This window comes from Pontibacillus sp. HN14 (assembly GCF_021129245.1).
Lineage (GTDB): Bacteria > Bacillota > Bacilli > Bacillales > BH030062 > Pontibacillus.
Genome location: NZ_JAJOLR010000001.1, coordinates 995078 through 1014673, shown reverse-complemented (window position 1 = coordinate 1014673; position 19596 = coordinate 995078). Strand labels below are relative to the sequence as shown.

Sequence of the window (19596 nt, the reverse complement as noted above, 5' to 3'; positions counted from 1 at the left end):
ATCGAACCATTTAGCGATATTTGACAGAAATGTATAAAAGACTGTTATAGGAAATGGAGGAGGCTTCTTGAATAAAATACAGCTTATTTTGGTCGACACAAATCTTGAATATGCCAATTATATCTCCAGATATGTTCGAACATCAGAAATACATGACAAAGTGAACCTAAGAACCTTTACATCGAAGGAGACGTTAAATCAATTTCTGAAGAAAGACCCGGTCATTCATATTGGGCTTGTGTCTGAAGATGTGTATGCGAAATGGGGGAGCGATTCTTTCGTCCATCAAGCTGATCTCCTTTTCCTTTTAGAGGAAGATACAAGAAACCCTGTAGGGGAACGAGGAGTTTATAAATACCAACCGACTCATCACTTATTCTCCTACATCTTGTCTGTTTATTTCGAGGAGTTCCAGACAAGCTTATCAGCAGGTCATCAGAAAGCGAAGTTACTTTCCTTTCATTCAGCTCTTGGAGGAACAGGCAAAACATCACTTTCAGTTAATCTAAGCAGGCAGCTGACGTTACTAGGTTATAAGGTTTTTTATTTCAATCTAGAACTTGTTAATGGAACTTCGCTCTTTTTTCAATCTCCAGAAGATGAGCATACGATTCAGCTCTATTATTATGCTAAGGAAAAGCCAGAGCTTCTTGGCTCAAAACTTGACCACTTAATTAAACGTGATCCTTATAATGGAGTCGATTATTTCGATGTTGCGGTGAACCCTTTGGAGGTCAAGGAACTGACAGGGGATCATGTCCAAACGATTCTCGATTCTCTCGTGCATTCAGACCGCTATGATTTTATCGTGATGGATCTTGATTCACAGCTTCAATCTCACACAAAAAAGGCGATAGAGGTTTCTGATTTGCTTCTTTGGGTATTAAATATTGATGTTAAAGATTTCCACAAAACAAATCACTCTCTAACCTTTTCTTCACAGCTATATGGAGAGAAGGTCAACCTCGAGGAGAAAACATTTTTCATTCTGAATGGCTATAGTCGTGAATTGCCGGTCGAGTTTGAACGGTTTAATGTCCCTGTTCATGTCAAACTTCCAGAAATGAAAGGATGGAAGAACCTAACGTCAGGACGCCCGGTGACGACAACTTCTATATTTCCACAACACATTCTCCAGCTTATTGTTGAACAGGACGTAGAGGATGGTGTGAGGCTTGGTTGATGAGAAGGTCGTGAAACAACTGATAGTAGAGCTTCGAGAAACGCTTGATTTAATGCACTCCATCTCAAATGAAGAGCTAGTAGAGTACATTGAACAAGCTGTTTTCCAATATGCTCACAAAGAATATATAAAAACAGAAGATATGAAGTGGCTTGTAGACCGTATCTATCATGCTTTCAGAGGATATGATGTTCTTCAGCCTTATATCAATGATCCGACGATTACAGAGATTATGGTAAATAACCATAAAGAAATTTTCATCGAACGGGGCGGGGAGACCGAGAAAGTCGAGACGGCCTTTGAAAGCGAGCAAAAACTTGAAGATATCATTCAAGCGATCGTATCGAAGGTGGACCGTGTGGTTAATGAATCTTCTCCGATTGTCGATGCCAGGCTACAAGATGGGTCCCGTGTTAATGTCGTTTTACCGCCAATTGCATTGGCAGGACCTGTGATGACTATACGTAAATTCCCTGCTAAGCCGCTGACGATTGATGATTTGATTGAGTATGACTCTATTTCCGTTGAGGCATCAGAATTTCTCCATAAGCTTGTCGCCTCTAAATACAATATTTTCATTGGTGGAGGTACAGGGTCTGGTAAAACAACTTTCTTAAATGTGTTATCAAACTTTGTTCCAAAAGAAGAACGTATTATTACAATCGAGGATTCTGCAGAGCTGCAAGTTCAAAGCGTCCCGAACTTAGTAAGTCTAGAAACTCGAAATGCGAATACGGAGGGGCGTGGTGAAATATCAATCAGAGATTTAATTAAAACATCGCTCCGAATGAGGCCGGACCGAATTGTAGTGGGGGAGGTTCGTGGTGCTGAAGCACTTGATATGCTACAGGCCATGAACACAGGCCATGATGGCTCGATCTCTACCGGGCATGCCAACTCAACGAAAGATATGTTAAGCAGGCTCGAGACGATGGTATTAAGCGGAGCTCATCTCCCTGTTGAAGTGATTCGGAAACAAATCAGTTCAGCGATTGATATTATGATTCACCTCGCCCGTCTGAGGGATCATTCCAGGAAAGTTGTCGCGATTAGTGAAATGATAGGGGTTCAAGACGGAGAAATTGTATTAAACCCTTTATATGAATTTATCGAGGAATCAGAAGGACCAGATGGTGAGGTTATAGGTTCTTTACAGCCAACGGGTAATGTGCTTCACAGTGAATCTAAGTTGAAATTAGCCGGGGTTTCCTTGTAATGAGTCACAGGAGGTGAAGTCATGAAGGTTGATAGTATTCTCGTCATTCTACTAATTGCCCTTGTTGGCATCTATATTTGGAAGGTTACGAGTCGTAAACGAAAAGAAAGACAAAATGCCCAGGAAGAAAAACGGCGGAATCAGGAAGAAGAAGCTCTGAAAGAGAAGAAATTTAAGACGCTATTTTATAGTCTGGAGAAGTTTAAACAAGAAGATGATGTTGAATCTAGTCACTTGATTGACTATTCCAAGTACAAACTAAGTCTTAAAGAATTCATCTTTTTCGGTGTACTTGCGTCAATAGTATTCGGAATATTGGGAAAATTGTTCTACGACAGCTATATCATGACTATTTTTTTGGGGGCTTTTGGTCTGGTTTATCCTTTCGCGCAGAAAAAAAAGCTCCTCAGAAAACGTAAAGACAAACTGAGTCTTCAGTTTAAAGAGGCAATTGCAAGCTTATCGTCCTCTTTAGCAGCGGGTCGATCGATTGAGAATAGTTTTATTGAAGTTGTAAATGATTTGAAATTGTTATACCCAGATCCTAACACCTATATCATCCATGAATTTGAAGTGATTAACAGGCGTGTCGAGAATGGAGAAACCATTGAGCGAGCAATTCAGGATTTTAGTAGAAGGTCAGACATCGAAGATATTCAGAATTTCTCAGATATCTTTATTACTTGTAAACGAACGGGTGGAAACCTGGTTGAGGTGATTCGGCGAACCTCAGATATTATTTCAGAGAAGATTGACATTCAACAAGAAGTATCCGTAATGGTAGCGCAGAAGCGGTTTGAGTCGAGGGTATTGAGTATCGCTCCAATTGGAATGATTCTGTTATTGAAATATAGCGCTGGTGACTATATGAAACCCTTATATGAGTGGGAGAATATGGGGCCGATCGTCATGACTGTATGCTTAGGATTATTAGTTCTCTCTTATTGGCTCAGCCAAAAGATAATGAATATTAAGGTGTGAGTCTATGATTGGATTTGGTATAGCGACGCTCGTCATTATAATGATGTATTTTGTTCTTTCCTTGAAAGCTGGCAAGCGGTACAACCGGTTTGTAGAGCAATTTGGAACAGACTTTCAGCTAAATTTTATGGCTCCTGTTTCTTTATATTTGATCGATTACTTTCAAATTATGGAGAGGATGTATGGGCAAATCTCTTTTATCCAGAAGCGGATGATCAGTATACACGGTCATAGACAAGCGCTGATGTATACGAAAATGTATCTGGCCCAGCTTATATCTACCGTTTTGGTTTGCTTATTAGGGAGCACCCTTGTCGCACTCCTTGCTAATGGAGATTTGACACTTTTCATTGCAGGGATGGTCTTTACGATTATGATCCCTTTTGTCCTTGTTCAAAAGCTTAGTAACGAAGAGAAAGAACGGAAGGATCAAATTTTAACCGAACTCCCGGAAGTGGTGAACAAAATTATCCTCCTCGTAAATGCCGGTGAAACGGTTCAGCGAGCGCTCGTTCATTGTGTCTCAAGCACCAAAGATAAAAACTCACCTCTCTATAAAGAATTAAGAGACACCGTAAACAAGTTAACGAGTAATGAACCATTTCATCAGGTGATGAATGATTTGAGTAAGAAGGTCGGGATCCAGGAGGTTTCTATATTCACGACAACGATTCTATTAAACTACCGAAAAGGTGGACAAGATTTAATTCTAGCGCTGCGTGAACTCTCTCAAGACCTGTGGGAGAAAAGGAAAAACATCTCAAAAACAAAAGGGGAGGAAGCTTCTTCTAAATTAGTCTTTCCCCTAATTCTTATATTTATCGCTGTCATGATTATAGTCGGCTATCCGGCGATTACAATCTTGTAGACAGTTAAATTATTTGAAAACATTTAGGAGGTATATACATGGAAACTTTAATGAAATGGGTAACGCAATTTAAAGATGATGAAGAAGGGCTACAGACGCTTGAGATTATGTTGATTATCGCTGTTATTGTCGTGATCGCTCTCTTATTCAGGGATAGCATTATGGGATGGGTCAATGACCTAATCAACTTCGGTGATGAGAACATCAGTGATTTCCAACAAGAATAATAACCTGCTTATCTTGGAGGGATGGTATGAAGAAAGTTATGAAACAGATCCAAACCTTTAAGAAAGACAGGTCGGGAAGTTTCACGATAGAAGCATCTATTATCTTCCCGACGCTTCTTATCCTAACCCTTTGCCTAATTTTTTTCAGTCTAGTGATCTACCAGAAGGCAATGATGCATTACAGCGCTACTACAATAGCTGAGCGAATTGCTTATACGTGGGATAACAGTAAGAAGGATTGGGTGACGGGTGAATTTAAAGCGAGTGATTACACGACTTATGATCCAGGGGATGATGGGCTATATTGGCGCTTTACGGGAAATGACTTCTTAGAACAATTTGGAATTTCTCTTGAAATAGGGGATGGTGGGGTAAAGGCTAAAAAAATTGACCCAGCTCGTATCGGAACCGTGCCCTTTGGAGATCGTCCTTCAATCACTTACGAAAATGGCTTAACTGGTAACTTTGTCAAAGTGAGGCTGATTAGTCCTCTTAATATTCCCTCTTTCACGAAGGATTTATTTGGTATTGATCAGCTTGATGTAACCGCCAAGCGGCGAGTGAATGAGCCGGTGGAATTTATGAGGAATGTGGATTTTGCAGTTTATGCAGTTAACCAAATTAAAAATACTCCAAACTTTAGATCGTTATTCAGTAACTTTAGAAATCAATCTAGTCGGTAATAAAGAGGTGAGAAGACAGTGAGAAGAACATTGCTTCATTTAAAACGAAAGTTCATAAGAGATGAAAGCGGAGCTGTCTCCATCTACTTAATCATAGTAGTCCTGCTGTTATTTATTTTCAATGCAGTTTTTATCGACTTTGCTCGAATAATGGTTGCGGAGCACCAAACAGAGGTAGCTGCAAAAAAATCATTGCGCTCTACATTTTCAGCTTATGATACTGAATTACAGAAGATGGGGATGTACGCCTTTCATGAAGAGAGTGTTTCAGAAGAAGATATTTTTGAAGAAGTATTTAAAAGTAATTTAAACGCTGAAGGGGACTATTTTCACTTTATAGATAATCAATTAGAAGAATATACATTGGAAAGTGACCCCGATAGAACGCTTAGAAACGTCGATGTATTTAAGCATCAGATCTTGGAAGATATGAAATACACGGCCCCTGTGGAATACGGAAAACTTATAACAGAACAGCTTAACCCCGTAGCATGTGCGATGGAGAAAACATCAGAATTTGTGAATATCGCTAGTGAAGTTGATCCGGAATTCACAAAGAGAAGTACAGCAATTAATGACTTAAAAGAAGAACTACGTAAGGCGAACGAAGCACTTTTCCGCATCAAAGACAAAGTAAACGGAAATAAAAGGAGTTATCCTTCTGCATCAGACCTTCAAGATATCCTTGTGAATTTTGATGACTATGAGGATGATACTGAAGGGGAAGATCGACCAGATTTTGAGTCAAACTCAAAAAGTACTGTCAATACAATTGAGAAACAACTGAATATAGCGACTAAATCGTTAAAGAAGGCACAGGACGATTTAGAAGAAGTTATAAAGTTGAATGAAAAAATAGAAAAAGAGATTGATGGATTTAAAGAGAAGAATGACGCCAAGTACGAACGGATGAGATCGAAATGTGCTAGTGCGGATACACAAGGTATGCAAGAGGCAAGTAACAGTGTGGATCAATATGTGATAAAGAAGGCTCCTTTAACGACCTTAGAAGGCAAGATCAAAGATGCACACCAGTATATAGGAGATAAGACTTCCTCTTCAGCACTAGACCGCATCCGCCATCTTGAAGATGTTATGAAGGAAGCATTTCAATCAGAGAGCAAACCACCAAACCTTGCTTCTCTTATAAAAAGTATTAGAGATCCTTATGGAAAATGGAGAAAGACAGTTAATACTATTAATCAAGACTTTACTACCTATATTCCAAAAGAGTATTTTACAGAAAATGATATTGCTGCTGGTAAAAAAGAGAAAGCTAAGGATAAATTTAAGCTAGCAAAAGATATCTTTGAACAAGGGAAAGCAACGTATAAGGATAAAGGAGAATATGATGAATTACAAACTTTATTAGGGAATTACACAGGGTCTAATGCAATTAGCGTTGATGAAATGACTAGCGCTGAGGGGACTTCAAAGGCTGCGGTAAATCAAATGGATGATCTATTTGGTAACTTGAGTGAAATCCTTACAGGTGTGAGGGATGAGGCATATATAAATGAATACATTATGACTAGATTTAAAAGTGTTCAAAATCCAAGTGAATTATCTAGTTGTGGTAACCAAACACCAATGTACAAATGTTTACCAGAAGCATACCTTTATTCCAATAGAGAAGTAGAATACATCATTTATGGATCCCACCAACCTGGGATTAATTATGGTTATGCTTTGACGGAACTATTTTTAACGCGTCTCGCTTTGAACTTGGCGGGGGAATTTTCAAATAATGAAACAGTAAAATTAATCCCTCATCCATGGGCGAAATTTTGGTATGCATTAAGCGTGGCGTTGGAAAAAACTCTGGACAATATGGAAGTTTTAACCTCTGGAGGAGAAGTTTCTTTTGTGGATCTAAACGGTTATAAACCTGATTATTCTATGCTTACTGATTACAAATTTTATTTGAGGATGTTTCTTTTCTTACATCCAGAAGGTAAGAAAATTGCAAGAATACAGGCATCAGTAGATAAGTCTACAAATTCAGATATGTCTAAATTACCTACCTATATAAAGGCTAATGTTGAATCTTCTGTTGATTTATGGTTCTTGCCTGGGATTACCAAATTATTGGGTAGAGCTAATATTGTAAACGGAGATGTTTCAAACGGTAGGTATTATATTGAAACAAAAATTGTTTACTCGTATTAAATGACTAATGGAGGGTTAAATGATGAAAAAGACTATAAAAATAATCGTACTACTGGTATTAATAGCAGTTCTTTCTGCATGTAATAATCAATCTGAAAATGAAACTACAAGTGACGCAAAAGATTCTTCTGATCAAACAACCACACAACCTGATAATGAAGAAAGCAATCAATTAATCGAGATTGGAGAAACCCATAATTTTGAAACCACACTTGGTAGCTACAAAATGAATCTTAAAAATGTCGTCGAAAAAAAAGTAGTGGATAGTGAAGAATCTATGAATGGTGAGTTTATTATTCCTGAATTTAGTATTGAGAACACCGGGGATAAGGCAGTAAAAGTAGAATCTATATTCTCTACTTTTGATATAAAAACACCTTTAATAATGATCAGCCAGACAAGAGTTATTGGAGATCAAAAGGATTGGTGGACTAAGGAAATTCAACCTGGCGAAACTTTGAACGGGAAAGTTTATTATGATATGAAAGCTGGAAAAACCTATGAAATAAAATCCAGATATGTGACAGCGGATATGGAAGGTACTAAAACGCTAGGTTGGAAATTTTCCAATGAGGAAGTAGAAAAGGATGCGGAATAGTTCTTATTAATGTACTTATCTAAGCAAAGGAGGGGGGAGGTCTAATGTTTCGAAATGTGAAAGGAAGTATTACGTTAGAAGCTGCAATGATCTTACCCTTTTTTCTCTTGTTTGTCGTTTTTTTAGCCACCCTTATACGTATTTCTATTGCAGAAATTGGACTCGAAGAATCAGTATCCTCCACTACCCAAACGATAGCAACTCATGCTTACCCGGCGACGTATGTTACTGAAACACCAGCTTCTATCATAGATGACCGTATTAAAGGAGCTACTATGGACTTAATTTCTCTTGAGAATGTTGAAAAATGGTCAGGAAAGTCTTTAAGTGATTTTGGTGTTGGGGAAACGGGCTTGAATGTTATTGAACAGCTTTCACAAGGAGCTATTGAATCTTCGGTTCAAGAGAGTTTTAGAGAGAATGTGCCAGGTTCATTTTTTAATCCAGATGATATAAAAGCTACTGTAGAACTTCCTGCTGATATAAAAGGTATGGTAAGTATTACAGCAGAATACAAGTTGGATATTGTTCTGCCATTTGTCGATCGGACGATTATTCTAAAGAAGAGAGCAACAGAAAGGCTCTGGACTGGAGGCTAATACCTTAAGGAACTAATACATAGATTGGAAGTTTTCGAATAAAGAAGGAAAATAAAGAAAGGTGGGAGTTCATGCGAACCGTTGTCAAAACCTTAATTTTTAGTATGGTTCTAGCTATTCTAGCTTCTGGTTGTAGTGATACGTCAAAAAAAGAGAACGACAATAGCAGTCAAGCGAACCAACAACAAGATAACTCAGAAAAAGTCTCCTCAAGTGAAGACGTTTACTATTCGGTGGGGGAAACCCATCATTTTAAGACGCCGATTGGAAATTATAAAATGACCCTAGATGAGGTAGAGATCACCGATCAAGTAAATGGTGAAAAAGCTGAAACGGGTCGCTTTGTTATTCCTACTTTTACGATTGAAAATACTGGAGATTCAACTATTACTGTAGAAGATGCATTTTCAACATTTGATCTGTTAACGAAAGTTAGTAAGAAAAGCTCAACTATTCAGGTTGGAAATGAGCAATTATTGGCCGGTAACATCGAGTCTGGTGAGACAGAAACTGGCAGAATTTATTATGTTATTAAAGGTGATTCCTATACCTTACAATCGGATTACATTACATCAGATATGAAGAATAGAAGAGTAGGATGGGAATTTACAAACGTTGAAAAAGAAAAGTAATTGTAGGTGAACTCGTTTCCTACCCATCTATTCAAATAAGGAAAGAGCATACAAGCTGGGGTGAGATGATTAGTGGGGATGTATGATGCACTGTTTATAGCATTTATTATTGTAGCGTTTATATGGGATGTGAACTATCACAAACTACCCAACTGGCTAACGGCTATAGGAATGGTGACTGGTTTAATGTATCACCTTCTGACAGGAGGGATTAACGGATTTCTTTTCTCAGGTCTTGGGCTGTTGGTATCTGGGGGCATCTTTTTGCTACTTTATATGTTTAAAGCGATCGGGGCAGGTGATGTAAAGCTATTTGCTGCGATTGGGGCGATTATGGGAATTGAATTTACGCTTTATTTGATGATGTATTCTGTCGTTTACGCAGGTGTCATTGGAATTGTGATCTTGCTCGTGGTCAGGACCCCAATGCAAAGGGTTTTTATACGTTTATATGAAAGAACGATGCGAGTACTACAAAGAAATCCTTCTCAGTTAGATGCCTTTAAGCAAAACAAAAGAACAAGGTTTCCCTTTATGTATGCAGTATTACCAGCTGTTTTAACTACCTATTATTATTTTTTATAAAGCTAATTAAAAGAGAGAACGGAGGGAATAGGTTGAATTCTACGATTTTTGGATACTCGTTTGATTTTAGACAACAAAATGGTCTCCAGTTAGTGTGCTTGGGGAAAGAGGGTCGTCATTTGAAGGAGGAGGACCTGAATGCCCTGCAGATGAAAATGATGCAGTCCAACACTGTCCCTCGTTTATTGCCGGTCAAGGTAGATGAAATGGATCTGCAGTTACGTCTTCACTATGACCTTTCCTCAAAACGGATGCTCACCCCCTATCTACGTGAGAAACGGTTATCATGGAATGATTTCGCCCATCTTTTTATTCATATTATTGAAGCGATCGAAGCGAGTTCTTTATATATGCTTAATCACAACCAGTTTGTTCTTGAACGAGACTTCATCTTTATCGGAAGGGATGTAGGAGACGTTTATCTGACTTATCTTCCTATGAAAGAGTTAGATAGGGAAGGAGATATTTCGGATGATCTTCGTTCCTTATTAAATGAACTGCTTGAAGAATATGAGCATCTTCAGGGTGAAAAACAAGAAGAAGTAAGCCAGTATGTGGCAAGTCCCTCCTATAACTTACAGGGTTTAAAAGAACTCCTGATGTCTATGTCTGTCTATCATGCATTTGATGAAGCGAGAGCTCAAGAATCTAATCATCCATTACAAGATGCTTCCATGAAAGATGGAGAACCAATGAAACCTGAAGATATGAATGAGGTTCATACCGATCGAGATAAAAAGGAGAAGGGGAAGAAAGAAGCATCCAACGTTTCTGACCGTGAGAAGGTGTACTTGTTTGCTGGTTCTGCTTTAGCTATTGCGTTATTTTGGAAGGTTTATCAATCTACTGGTACTTCCCTTTGGTTTTATATAAGCACAATTTCTACGATTCTCATTCCAATACTTGATGGTAGTTATCTCGCATGGCGAAAAGGAATTTTTCAAAGATCTAAAAAAACAAAGAATCCTAAGAAGCCTTCAGAACTTCAGAATGAAGAGGAGCTCTCGGTTCCTTCTATCAGAGAAACAAAGTCTGTTTCGGATGAAAGAGTGGAAGAAGAATTTCAGACAAATCCATTAGGAGAAGAGAATGGGGGATCATACGCTTACCAATCTATTAAAGGCGACATCGTTCCATTCTTAACCGTCCGTCGTAACAATGAAACAGAATCAGTCAATATCAATCGTGATCATTTCGTGATCGGGAGACATCATGAAATGGTTCATCACGTAGAAGATGTTGAGGGTGTTTCGCGTGTCCACGCTGAATTTACAAAGGTAGGAGATCACTACGGGGTGAAAGACTTAGGATCTAAGAATGGAACCTATGTGAATGAGAATCCATTAATTCCTTATAAGGTATATGAATTAAAAGATAACGACAAAGTGATCATTGGAAATAGCACGTTGACCTTCCATCATCCGGAACCTGCGCATGTATGACAATCAAGTGGGTTCTTATAAACGAATCAAGGAATTTAAGAATGAAAGCTCAGCCTCTGTCTCATTAGTCCACACCCCTAATCGGCCAGGGCGCTTCATCCTGAAAATAATGAAAAAAAATCACCCTCTCTCTAAGCAGCTTATAAACGAAGCTGAGAAACTTATCACCATGGATACTCCAGCTATTCCTTCTTTTTACCATATTGATATTGATAAGAGTACAGGGTGGGTTGAAACCCTTCAGGAATACAAAGAGGGAAGCACCCTTTCATCATTTATGAAAGATGCTTCCAGTGATGAACTACTTCAGATTTGCAGGACTTTATGTAAGATTCTTCATGATCTCCATTGTCGCGATCGCCCTATTGTGCATAGAGATCTTTCTCCTTCAAATATTATTGTTTACTCACCAAAAGAGGTATCGCTTATTGATTTTGGGATTAGTGTATTTGAGGAAGAGGACGCTTTCCCTATTGGGACGGAAGGTTTCGCGGCCCCGGAGCAATATGTAAGATCTCAAGGAGACGTTAGAACCGACTTATATGGATTTGGTGCGCTTCTTTGTTATTTGAATGACAAAAGGCTAAAGAATCCAGAAATTCATGCATGGAGCAAGAGATTAACAAGTCCAATAGAAGCACGGTCGGTTTCTCTATGTGAGATTGAGGCTGACCTTCACCGTATTCAAAAGAAAGGAGGGGAGGGCCTGTGGAAGAGCCTATTCAGCTTCAACAAGACGAAAAGAATCGATTCTTAACCGCAATCGTGTTGAAAGAAGATACACATATTGTAGAAACAGAACAGTTAGAAGAACTTAAACGAGGCCTTCCACTATTTCTGCGAGTGGGTGAGATCTATATGGAAGAGGACAGGCTAAAGATAGCGTATGAGACCGATCCAGCTTTTGTCCCACTGAGCTCTAAGCACTCGTCATCAACAGAAGAGAAAAAGGCATCATTAGCCCACCTTTTTCAATTACGAAGGTTAGAGGGATCGCCTTACATCCCTTACATGGACCCAGATAATCTTTTTGTCCATCCTGAACATGGTCTAAAGATTGGTCACAGAGGATTAAGAGAAGTTCTTCCCCCTTCAAACGACGAGGAAGGAGAGCTATTTAAAGCTTTTCAAGCCTGCCTTTTATCCATGTTTTCCTCTTATTCGTTTCATCATATTTTAAGAAAAGGGAGCTCACATCTTACTTGGGATGAATCTAGACTCGCCCAAAGAATGGCTCAAGCAAAACGCCTCGATGAATTAGAAGAGCTTATTAGCCCACCACCTAACTCTAAAGATGATCCTAAACGATCTTCAAAGATAAATCCGTTTATTCTTGCTGGCTCTATGCTTGTGCTAGGATTAGGGATCGGATTCAGCGGAGGCACTTCTGCAGATCAAGACGATAGCAAATCACTAGAATATAGAGAAGAGGTGGAAGAGCTGAAGGGACAGCTTGCTTCACAACAAGCACGTGCCGCTGCTTATCAAGCTTCCTTGCAGAATGACCATGAAAAGGCTATCCGATTATTAGAAGGCTTGCAGAATGTGAACGGGGAAACAGAGGCTCTTCTAGACGGAACCATTAAGTCATTGAGGGAAGCAAATACATTAAAAGATTCTTTAAAAGAAGCTGTCGTAGAGAATTTAGTTTCGCTTCAAACACAAGAGGCCAATCAGGTTATTCTTCAAATAGAGTCCAAATCCCCTAGAGTTATGATGGAAAAGGCATGGATCAATGACGATTATGAAAAGGTGTTAGAGCTTCATAAAAAAGTTAATGGGACGCGCTCAACTTGGCTCGCTGCCAATAGCCATTTCCAATTGAATGAGTATGATCAAGCTGTATCATTAGCGAAAGAAGTAAATGAAGCGGACTTTGCTATTAGGGTTTTAAAAGCTAAAAAGGACCAGGTAGAGTCCGATGAAGGTTTAAGTGAAGAAGAGAAAGAGGAACAACTTTCAAGGATCAATCAACAAATTGAAAACCTTCAATCATGAAAAAAATAAGAGGAAGATCTTCCTCTTATTTTTTATGTCCGCCTTGTAAGCCGTGTTTTGAATTTCGATTTGCACCTCGTTGCATATCTTCCTGACTCTTCGTTTCATCTGTTAATTCCACATTTGTCATACTTTCTGTAGGTGTGGAATTGTTTTTTAAAGCTGCATCTCTAGCTACTTTTCGTTTCGTCATCAGTGTACCCTCCCTTCCTGTCTTTATAGTTTTTACGTTTCCTTATAGATCATTCATTGATTTCAGAACGAATCTTTTTCATCATTTGTTCGTATTGTTCAGGATGGACAAAAACCTCTTTATTCCAATTTTGCTCCACCCATGACACTAACTCTTGCTGAGAATTAAATACTTGCCCACTAGTGTCTGCTGTCCTTATCGTATATACTCCGTTATCTGGGTCCACTGTAACTTGGTTGGGAAAAGCACCTTCATAGGTATGCAGTTCGAATTCCATAGAGAATCCCTCCTTTACTATTAGAAGCGAGTTGGCGATTGAATATTTCAATTTATATAATGAATAGGGGAGATTTTGTTCCGAACAATATTTGTGGTTAAGATCTCCCTAATCAGGGAAACGTTTAATAGAAGCATTATACAACAGGAGGTTAGATCATATGAGTGATAAAAAGCGAAATAGTGAAGATCATCAAATGTCAGAAGCTTTTACAGCGAATAGTAAGTTAAGTCAAGCATTCAATGGTGAAGATCACGAAGATAGAGGGATGGAAGGGGAGAATCTTTCCCAATATTATATGAACAACAATACACCTGCCATTGATATTGATCCTCTAGAGGATAGAGACCACGATACAGAAGATCAGGTTAAGAATAAAGAGTAAAAGCCTCGCCCAATGGCAAGGCTTTTTTTATTCCTCTGTATAGGTATCTCCTTCATGATAAGGAATGTCCCCTAGAATGGACATCATTCCGTCTTCATCTAAGTCTTCTTCATACTCTTCATGTGCTTCATTTGGATAGACTTTGATATTTTTGCCATATAGATCATTTCCTGTGAAGTTTTCGTAATCCTCTACATAACTGATAGGTTCATCTGAATTAATGAACGTATCATCATAATCAGAAATGTCCTGTCCGGAAAAATCGGACGGGGTATCTGAAGTTCCATAACGGGCCACATCTTGCCATGAATCTTCAGAGTCATAAAAGTTAGTCACGGCAGCTTCATCAGAATGCCTTCTAAAGCCAGGTTGAAGAATTTCTTCTTCCACGGGTCTTTCTTCATGTTCTTGTTGACTAGGGCTGTGTTCAATGCAAAATGTTGTGGTAGGTAAAGCATCCAAACGTGCTTGTGGTATATCCTTTCCACAGGCCTCGCATTGCCCATAACGCCCTTCCTCTATTCTCTCTAGAGCATGGTCAATATCTTTAAGCTCTTGTTCTGCATGCTCATTTAAAGCAATATCCTTCTCTCGTTCATAAAGAAACGTAGCTGTATCTCCAGGGTGGTTATCATAGTTGGAGAGTTCGGAGACGGATTCATGATCCGACTCTGATTCTAGATCGTAATGATCATTGTGTTCTAAATGCGTTTCTAACTCTTCTCGTTGTTTCATCAATCTTTTCTGAAATGTATGTTGATCTTCTGATGAAAGCATACGATCCCTCCTAACAAGCGTTATGAGGTTTAGTATTTACGCCTCGATAAGAAATCATGCTGTATATATGTGGGGATTAGAAGAACGCTACGGTATATATGAAAGCGGTCTATAAACTGAAAATTCCGAATTTATGTTTTTTCCTTAACAAATAAGGGTTCAAGGTCTATACTTGTATCCATCAAGAGAAAACGGTTGTTCACCTGAGGAGGACAAAACATGAAAATAGGATTATTACCACGACTTTTAATTGGCATTGCACTAGGAATTATTAGTGGATTAGTACTTCCTCAAACGGGAATAGAATTGTTCGCTACGTTTAATGGTTTGTTTGGGAACTTTCTAAACTTTATTATCCCGCTTATTATCTTATCCTTTATCGCACCTGGAATTGGTGAGTTAGGGAAGGGAGCCGGGAAGCTTGTTGGTTTGACAGCAGGCGTTGCGTATGGTTCTACGATTATTGCTGGTTTATTAGCCTTTGTTGTAGGCAGTAACGTTTTTCCTAACATTTTAACAGTTGGAAGCCTGGACGGGAACTTTGAAAACCCGGAAGAATTTTTAGTAGAAGGATTTTTCACTGTTGATATGCCACCTGTTATGAGTGTAATGACGGCTTTAATACTTGCGTTCGTAATTGGTATAGGACTTGCTTCTATTAAGGGAGATACGCTTCAAAAAGGGTTTGAAGATCTGAGAAGTATTATTGAAAAGGTCATTCAATATGTGATCATTCCATTATTGCCGGTTCACATCTTCGGGATCTTTGCGAATATGACCTATGGTGGGCAAGTAGCAACAATTATGTCTACATTTATTAAAGTATTTGCTATTATTATTGTCTTACACCTTGTCATGCTTACATTACAATATACAGCAGCATCGGCGATTTCGAAGAAAAATGTTGTTACTTCAATTAAAAATATGGTGCCTGCTTACTTCACAGCTCTTGGAACACAATCATCTGCATCAACCATTCCAGTAACACTTCGTCAAACGAAGAAAAACAATGTAAAAGACAAGATTGCAGAATTTGTTGTTCCGCTATGTGCGAATATCCATCTCTCTGGTAGTACGATTACCATTGTAAGTGCTGCTATGGCTGTCATGTTTCTGAACGGGATGGAAGTGACCTTCGCAGAGATCTTCCCATTCATTCTGGCACTTGGACTTACTATGATCGCCGCTCCAGGTGTTCCAGGCGGGGCAGTCATGTCAGCGATTGGTCTTCTTCAGTCTATGCTTGGGTTCAATGATGCTATGCTTTCTCTTATGATTGCACTTTACTTGACTCAAGACAGCTTCGGTACTGCTACAAATGTAACAGGTGATGGGGCTATATCAATTATTGTTGATAAATTGATGGGCAATCAAGTTGAAGACACTCAAACAAACGAACAAAAATCAGCTTAATTATTATAGAAGAAAAAGGTGAAATCAGATCTGATTTCACCTTTTTTTATATCCTCTTTGCTATTTTTTATGATAAGTGAATGGATCTTTACGACTATTTCTCTTAAAGGTAGGAAAGACCTGAGAAGGGAATATGCATCTAATAGGGGACGTGAATGTATCTGAGATTTGCTACACTTAATGTAGAACATAAGGGGGGCGGGAGAATTGATTTTAAATAGTGACCTTATACGAGCTGAAGTGTTAAATCAAGAATTTCATTTATTAAATAGTGGAGCTATTAAAGATTGGTTGCTAAATCAGGACCTTTTATCACAGCGTGATATCGAAGTAACGATCTATTCTTCTGAGTCATTCATAAAGGAACGGGATACTGGTTTTGATGGAACAGCCATTCATTTCTACAGTCCGTCTGCTAGTATAAATGAGTTGTATACGATCTTTAGAGGCAGTGAACATAGGGAAGTGTCAGATTGGAGGCCAAAAGATTGGGTGTATAACTTACTTGGGATCTTTACAGGGCTAGGAAAGACCCAATATGAGGCAGCAAGAGCCTTTAATGAAGAGGTGACCAATCATATCCTAAACCAAACAATCCCACCTCTAAGAAAAATCGGGATGGGATTCTCTTTAGGAGGAAATCTTGTTCAGACTCTTCAACTCATTGAAGCGCCATTTGAGATCGTTTTTACTTATAATGACGCGAAGCCAAGTGTGTATCAATTAGCCTATATTGATACTACCTTTCAACATGAAATCGAACTTCATACGAATCAAGTTTTAGACCCTTTTTCGCTCATTTACCAAATTCCTATAGAGGGCCTTGAGAAACTAGCCCATCGGATATATCCAACCGAAAAAGAATTCATTTATAAACTAAACGTAAACAGCGATCTTTTGTACGCTTTTCATATAGTACCTGGGTTTATGGATGTTGGACATGAGTGTCTATTGAGGGTGAGGAAGGGGCAGCGTTTAAGGGAAGTTTTAGAAGATATCCCTCCAACTTTTTTCAGAACCATCAGAGAAGGTCTTGCCACATATAGCCTCCTTTACGAAACGGAAGGGTTCGACGCTTTATGGGAAGAGATTACGGGTCTAGATGCTAAGACCATCGAAGCTATATTTCGCTCCATTGTTGATTACAGGGAAGATGGATTTCATCCAGGGCTACTAAAAGAATGGTGGAAGATTTACACTCATTTATTTGGAAGTATGGATGAATTATACAATCGTTTACCATTATTTACAACTTTGTTAAGTAGAGTTTGGGAGCATGCTCCTACTTTCCTTCGACTTCTGATGAGTAATAACTATTTAACGGTAGAGGAATACAAACAATGGAATGAAAGTCTTACTGTCATTAGGGGGCATATGGGAGGGGACCTTGATCATGGAATTTTGGAACAAGATCTTTGGCTATCACTTCTTACCTCTTTTAGGCTACTTAAGAAAGTAATGATCCTTTTGTTTGAAGATGTTGTAGCAGGTGTGCAAGCTCATGATTTAGATTCATTAATTTATTACATTAGAAAGTATGATAAAATTTTTTTGTGAAAAGAGTAGATAACTATTGCTAAATGGAAGAATTTACGATACTATTTGATTCATAAGTTGCGAAAACGTTTGCACAAAACGTTTTCATTTTTTACATAATTGTGAAAACGATTCCAGATAGTAGAACTAAGGGGAGTGGGAATATGTCAAAAATAAAGCAATTGCCGATCTTTTCATTTGATTTCTGGCAAAAGTTTGGGAAAGCATTAATGGTTGTAGTGGCTGTAATGCCAGCAGCTGGTATTATGATCTCATTAGGGAAAGCACTTGATATGGTGGTAGATGACCTTGCTTTTATGCAAGCGTTTGCGCGAATTATGGAAGATATCGGTTGGTCCATTATTGGCAACCTGCATATCTTATTTGCAGTTGCAATAGGTGGGTCCTGGGCTAAGGAACGGGCAGGTGGAGCGTTCGCAGCCCTTCTTGCTTTTATCTTTATAAACAGAATTACAGGAGCTATATTTGGTGTTAACTCCGCTATGTTAATTGATGGGGAGCAAACTGTAACATCATTTTTAGGTACAGAAATGCCTGTTGGGGATTATTTTATTAATGTATTAGGTGCTCCTGCACTCAATATGGGAGTATTTGTAGGGATCATTTCAGGTTTCTTAGGGGCTAGTCTTTTTAATAAGTATTATGCATTTGATAAATTGCCTGATGCGTTAGGATTCTTTAATGGGAAACGGTTTGTACCGTTTGTGGTTATGTTAGGGTCAGTTTTTGTTTCATTAGCAATGGCGCTCGTGTGGCCTCCCATTCAAACGGTTCTTAATAACTTTGGTGAATGGATCGCAACATCGAGAGATTCAGCACCAATATTAGCTCCATTTGTTTATGGAGCCATGGAGCGTCTTATGCTACCGTTTGGTTTGCATCACATGTTGACGGTTCCTATAAATTACACCGAATTAGGTGGAACTTACATTATTCAAACGGGTAAAAATATTGGACAGGCTGTAGCAGGTCAGGACCCGTTATGGTTAGCTTGGGCAACTGATTTATACAACTACATGTCTCAAGGAAATATGGAAGCTTATAACGAATTGAAGGAGAATGTGACTCCTGCGAGGTTTAAAGCAGGGCAGGTTGTTACATCAACTGCAGCACTTATCGGAATTGCTCTTGCGATGTACAAAAACGTCGATCAGGATAAGAAAAGTAAGTATAAATCCGTCTTCCTCTCAGCAGGTCTCGCCGTCTTTTTAACAGGCGTAACGGAACCGATTGAATTTATGTTCATGTTCGCTGCACCTCTATTATATGTTGTGTACGCGATTATGACAGGATTGGCTTTTGCTGTAGTGGATCTTGTGGACTTGCGTGTTCACGCATTTGGTATGGTGGAATTGATTACCCGTACACCACTAATGATTAATGCAGGAATTGGGAGAGACCTTATTAACTTTGCTGTGACGTGTCTTGTCTTCTTCGGACTGAATTTCACGATTGCAAATGTTATGATTAAAAAGATGAAATTACCAACTCCTGGACGTAAAGGAAATTATATTGATGACAACCCAGAAGAAAGCAGCGCTAGCTCAGCTGAAGGGGAAGAAGGAGAAGATCTTTCTCAATCAGGTCAAGTCATTGCTTTACTCGGTGGAAAAGAAAATATTTATGAAGTAGATGCGTGTATGACTCGTTTACGTGTAACTGTTAATGATTTAGAGAAAGTGGCAGAAGAGGATCAATGGAAACGAAACGGAGCAATGGGCCTCGTTGTAAAAGATAGAGGTGTACAGGCCATTTACGGTCCTAAAGCGGACGTATTAAAATCTGAGATTCAAACAAAATTAGGAGCTTAATC

General features: G+C 38.8%; 21 protein-coding genes. 18 read left to right on the top strand and 3 right to left on the bottom strand.

Annotated elements, in window-relative coordinates; all coding sequences use genetic code 11:
- Nucleotides 1-67: 67 nt before the first annotated feature.
- The 14 genes from LQ226_RS05225 to LQ226_RS05160 all read left to right on the top strand — a co-directional run bounded on the left by LQ226_RS05225 (nt 68) and on the right by LQ226_RS05160 (nt 13181).
- Nucleotides 68-1183, top strand: coding sequence for an AAA family ATPase (locus LQ226_RS05225; protein ID WP_231416797.1), 1116 nt, complete (start codon nt 68-70; stop codon nt 1181-1183).
- Entirely contained in the window at nt 1176-2399 is a 1224-nt protein-coding gene (locus LQ226_RS05220) for a TadA family conjugal transfer-associated ATPase (protein WP_284526488.1), read from the top strand. The genes LQ226_RS05225 and LQ226_RS05220 overlap by 8 nt, the downstream gene beginning before the upstream one ends.
- 21 nt (nt 2400-2420) lie before the next feature.
- Nucleotides 2421-3380, top strand: a complete 960-nt coding sequence (locus LQ226_RS05215; protein WP_231416796.1) for a type II secretion system F family protein — start codon at nt 2421-2423, stop codon at nt 3378-3380.
- Nucleotides 3381-3384: 4 nt separating this feature from the next.
- Complete coding sequence (locus tag LQ226_RS05210; protein ID WP_231416795.1) at nt 3385-4248, top strand: type II secretion system F family protein; 864 nt, start codon at nt 3385-3387, stop codon at nt 4246-4248.
- A 38-nt stretch (nt 4249-4286) separates the two neighbouring features.
- Nucleotides 4287-4475 carry a Flp1 family type IVb pilin gene (locus tag LQ226_RS05205; protein ID WP_231416794.1) on the top strand — a complete coding sequence of 63 codons (189 nt, stop codon included), beginning with the start codon at nt 4287-4289 and terminating at the stop codon, nt 4473-4475.
- 26 nt (nt 4476-4501) lie between these two features.
- Nucleotides 4502-5158: a TadE/TadG family type IV pilus assembly protein gene (locus LQ226_RS05200; protein ID WP_231416793.1), complete on the top strand. Its 657-nt coding sequence runs from the start codon at nt 4502-4504 to the stop codon at nt 5156-5158.
- 18 nt (nt 5159-5176) lie between these two features.
- The gene (locus tag LQ226_RS21115) at nt 5177-7327 is read left to right on the top strand and encodes a DUF5702 domain-containing protein (RefSeq protein WP_231416792.1); all 2151 of its coding nucleotides are present in this window, start codon (nt 5177-5179) and stop codon (nt 7325-7327) included.
- A 19-nt stretch (nt 7328-7346) separates the two neighbouring features.
- Nucleotides 7347-7925, top strand: a complete 579-nt coding sequence (locus tag LQ226_RS05190) for a DUF4352 domain-containing protein (RefSeq protein WP_231416791.1) — start codon at nt 7347-7349, stop codon at nt 7923-7925.
- Between the two features lie 44 nt (nt 7926-7969).
- Nucleotides 7970-8524 carry a hypothetical protein gene (locus LQ226_RS05185; RefSeq protein ID WP_231416790.1) on the top strand — a complete coding sequence of 185 codons (555 nt, stop codon included), beginning with the start codon at nt 7970-7972 and terminating at the stop codon, nt 8522-8524.
- A gap of 71 nt (nt 8525-8595) precedes the next feature.
- Nucleotides 8596-9156, top strand: a complete 561-nt coding sequence (locus LQ226_RS05180; protein ID WP_231416789.1) for a DUF4352 domain-containing protein — start codon at nt 8596-8598, stop codon at nt 9154-9156.
- A 78-nt stretch (nt 9157-9234) separates the two neighbouring features.
- Nucleotides 9235-9741 (top strand): A24 family peptidase, encoded by a 507-nt coding sequence (locus LQ226_RS05175; RefSeq protein ID WP_231417575.1) that lies wholly within the window; start codon nt 9235-9237, stop codon nt 9739-9741.
- 32 nt (nt 9742-9773) lie between these two features.
- Nucleotides 9774-11183: a DUF6382 and FHA domain-containing protein gene (locus tag LQ226_RS05170; protein ID WP_231416788.1), complete on the top strand. Its 1410-nt coding sequence runs from the start codon at nt 9774-9776 to the stop codon at nt 11181-11183.
- Nucleotides 11176-11940 carry a serine/threonine protein kinase gene (locus LQ226_RS05165; RefSeq protein WP_255687449.1) on the top strand — a complete coding sequence of 255 codons (765 nt, stop codon included), beginning with the start codon at nt 11176-11178 and terminating at the stop codon, nt 11938-11940. The genes LQ226_RS05170 and LQ226_RS05165 overlap by 8 nt, the downstream gene beginning before the upstream one ends.
- The gene (locus LQ226_RS05160) at nt 11892-13181 is read left to right on the top strand and encodes a type VII secretion protein EssB/YukC (RefSeq protein ID WP_231416786.1); all 1290 of its coding nucleotides are present in this window, start codon (nt 11892-11894) and stop codon (nt 13179-13181) included. Before LQ226_RS05165 ends, LQ226_RS05160 begins: the two co-directional genes overlap by 49 nt.
- A 25-nt stretch (nt 13182-13206) precedes the next feature.
- Here the strand turns inward: LQ226_RS05160 and LQ226_RS05155 are convergent, their stop codons facing one another.
- Together LQ226_RS05155 and LQ226_RS05150 are read right to left on the bottom strand one after the other, a co-directional pair.
- A complete protein-coding gene (locus LQ226_RS05155; protein WP_231416785.1) occupies nt 13207-13374 on the bottom strand; it encodes a hypothetical protein in 168 nt (55 codons plus the stop codon).
- Nucleotides 13375-13423: 49 nt separating this feature from the next.
- Complete coding sequence (locus LQ226_RS05150) at nt 13424-13651, bottom strand: hypothetical protein (protein WP_231416784.1); 228 nt, start codon at nt 13649-13651, stop codon at nt 13424-13426.
- 160 nt (nt 13652-13811) lie between these two features.
- Between LQ226_RS05150 and LQ226_RS05145 the strand changes: the two genes are divergently transcribed.
- Nucleotides 13812-14036 (top strand): hypothetical protein, encoded by a 225-nt coding sequence (locus tag LQ226_RS05145; protein WP_231416783.1) that lies wholly within the window; start codon nt 13812-13814, stop codon nt 14034-14036.
- 27 nt (nt 14037-14063) lie between these two features.
- Here LQ226_RS05145 and LQ226_RS05140 read toward each other — a convergent pair whose 3' ends face one another.
- Nucleotides 14064-14813 carry a TraR/DksA C4-type zinc finger protein gene (locus tag LQ226_RS05140; RefSeq protein WP_231416782.1) on the bottom strand — a complete coding sequence of 250 codons (750 nt, stop codon included), beginning with the start codon at nt 14811-14813 and terminating at the stop codon, nt 14064-14066.
- A gap of 219 nt (nt 14814-15032) precedes the next feature.
- Here LQ226_RS05140 and LQ226_RS05135 point away from each other — a divergent pair, with 219 nt between their 5' ends.
- The 3 genes from LQ226_RS05135 to LQ226_RS05125 all read left to right on the top strand — a co-directional run bounded on the left by LQ226_RS05135 (nt 15033) and on the right by LQ226_RS05125 (nt 19594).
- On the top strand, nt 15033-16226 hold the full coding sequence (locus tag LQ226_RS05135) for a dicarboxylate/amino acid:cation symporter (protein ID WP_231416781.1): 1194 nt from the start codon (nt 15033-15035) through the stop codon (nt 16224-16226).
- A 207-nt stretch (nt 16227-16433) separates the two neighbouring features.
- A complete protein-coding gene (locus tag LQ226_RS05130; protein ID WP_231416780.1) occupies nt 16434-17783 on the top strand; it encodes a DUF6792 domain-containing protein in 1350 nt (449 codons plus the stop codon).
- 161 nt (nt 17784-17944) lie between these two features.
- Nucleotides 17945-19594 carry a PTS transporter subunit IIBC gene (locus LQ226_RS05125; RefSeq protein WP_231417574.1) on the top strand — a complete coding sequence of 550 codons (1650 nt, stop codon included), beginning with the start codon at nt 17945-17947 and terminating at the stop codon, nt 19592-19594.
- Nucleotides 19595-19596: the final 2 nt, after the last annotated feature.

Coding starts and splice junctions, on each gene's coding strand:
- LQ226_RS05205 (WP_231416794.1), top strand. CDS start 4,287: ATGGAAACTTTAATGAAATGGGTAACGCAATTTAAAGATGATGAAGAA.
- LQ226_RS05165 (WP_255687449.1), top strand. CDS start 11,176: ATGTATGACAATCAAGTGGGTTCTTATAAACGAATCAAGGAATTTAAG.
- LQ226_RS05180 (WP_231416789.1), top strand. CDS start 8,596: ATGCGAACCGTTGTCAAAACCTTAATTTTTAGTATGGTTCTAGCTATT.
- LQ226_RS05185 (WP_231416790.1), top strand. CDS start 7,970: ATGTTTCGAAATGTGAAAGGAAGTATTACGTTAGAAGCTGCAATGATC.
- LQ226_RS05175 (WP_231417575.1), top strand. CDS start 9,235: ATGTATGATGCACTGTTTATAGCATTTATTATTGTAGCGTTTATATGG.
- LQ226_RS05135 (WP_231416781.1), top strand. CDS start 15,033: ATGAAAATAGGATTATTACCACGACTTTTAATTGGCATTGCACTAGGA.
- LQ226_RS05215 (WP_231416796.1), top strand. CDS start 2,421: ATGAAGGTTGATAGTATTCTCGTCATTCTACTAATTGCCCTTGTTGGC.
- LQ226_RS05155 (WP_231416785.1), bottom strand. CDS start 13,374: ATGACGAAACGAAAAGTAGCTAGAGATGCAGCTTTAAAAAACAATTCC.
- LQ226_RS05150 (WP_231416784.1), bottom strand. CDS start 13,651: ATGGAATTCGAACTGCATACCTATGAAGGTGCTTTTCCCAACCAAGTT.
- LQ226_RS05145 (WP_231416783.1), top strand. CDS start 13,812: ATGAGTGATAAAAAGCGAAATAGTGAAGATCATCAAATGTCAGAAGCT.
- LQ226_RS05210 (WP_231416795.1), top strand. CDS start 3,385: ATGATTGGATTTGGTATAGCGACGCTCGTCATTATAATGATGTATTTT.
- LQ226_RS05200 (WP_231416793.1), top strand. CDS start 4,502: ATGAAGAAAGTTATGAAACAGATCCAAACCTTTAAGAAAGACAGGTCG.
- LQ226_RS05140 (WP_231416782.1), bottom strand. CDS start 14,813: ATGCTTTCATCAGAAGATCAACATACATTTCAGAAAAGATTGATGAAA.
- LQ226_RS05190 (WP_231416791.1), top strand. CDS start 7,347: ATGATGAAAAAGACTATAAAAATAATCGTACTACTGGTATTAATAGCA.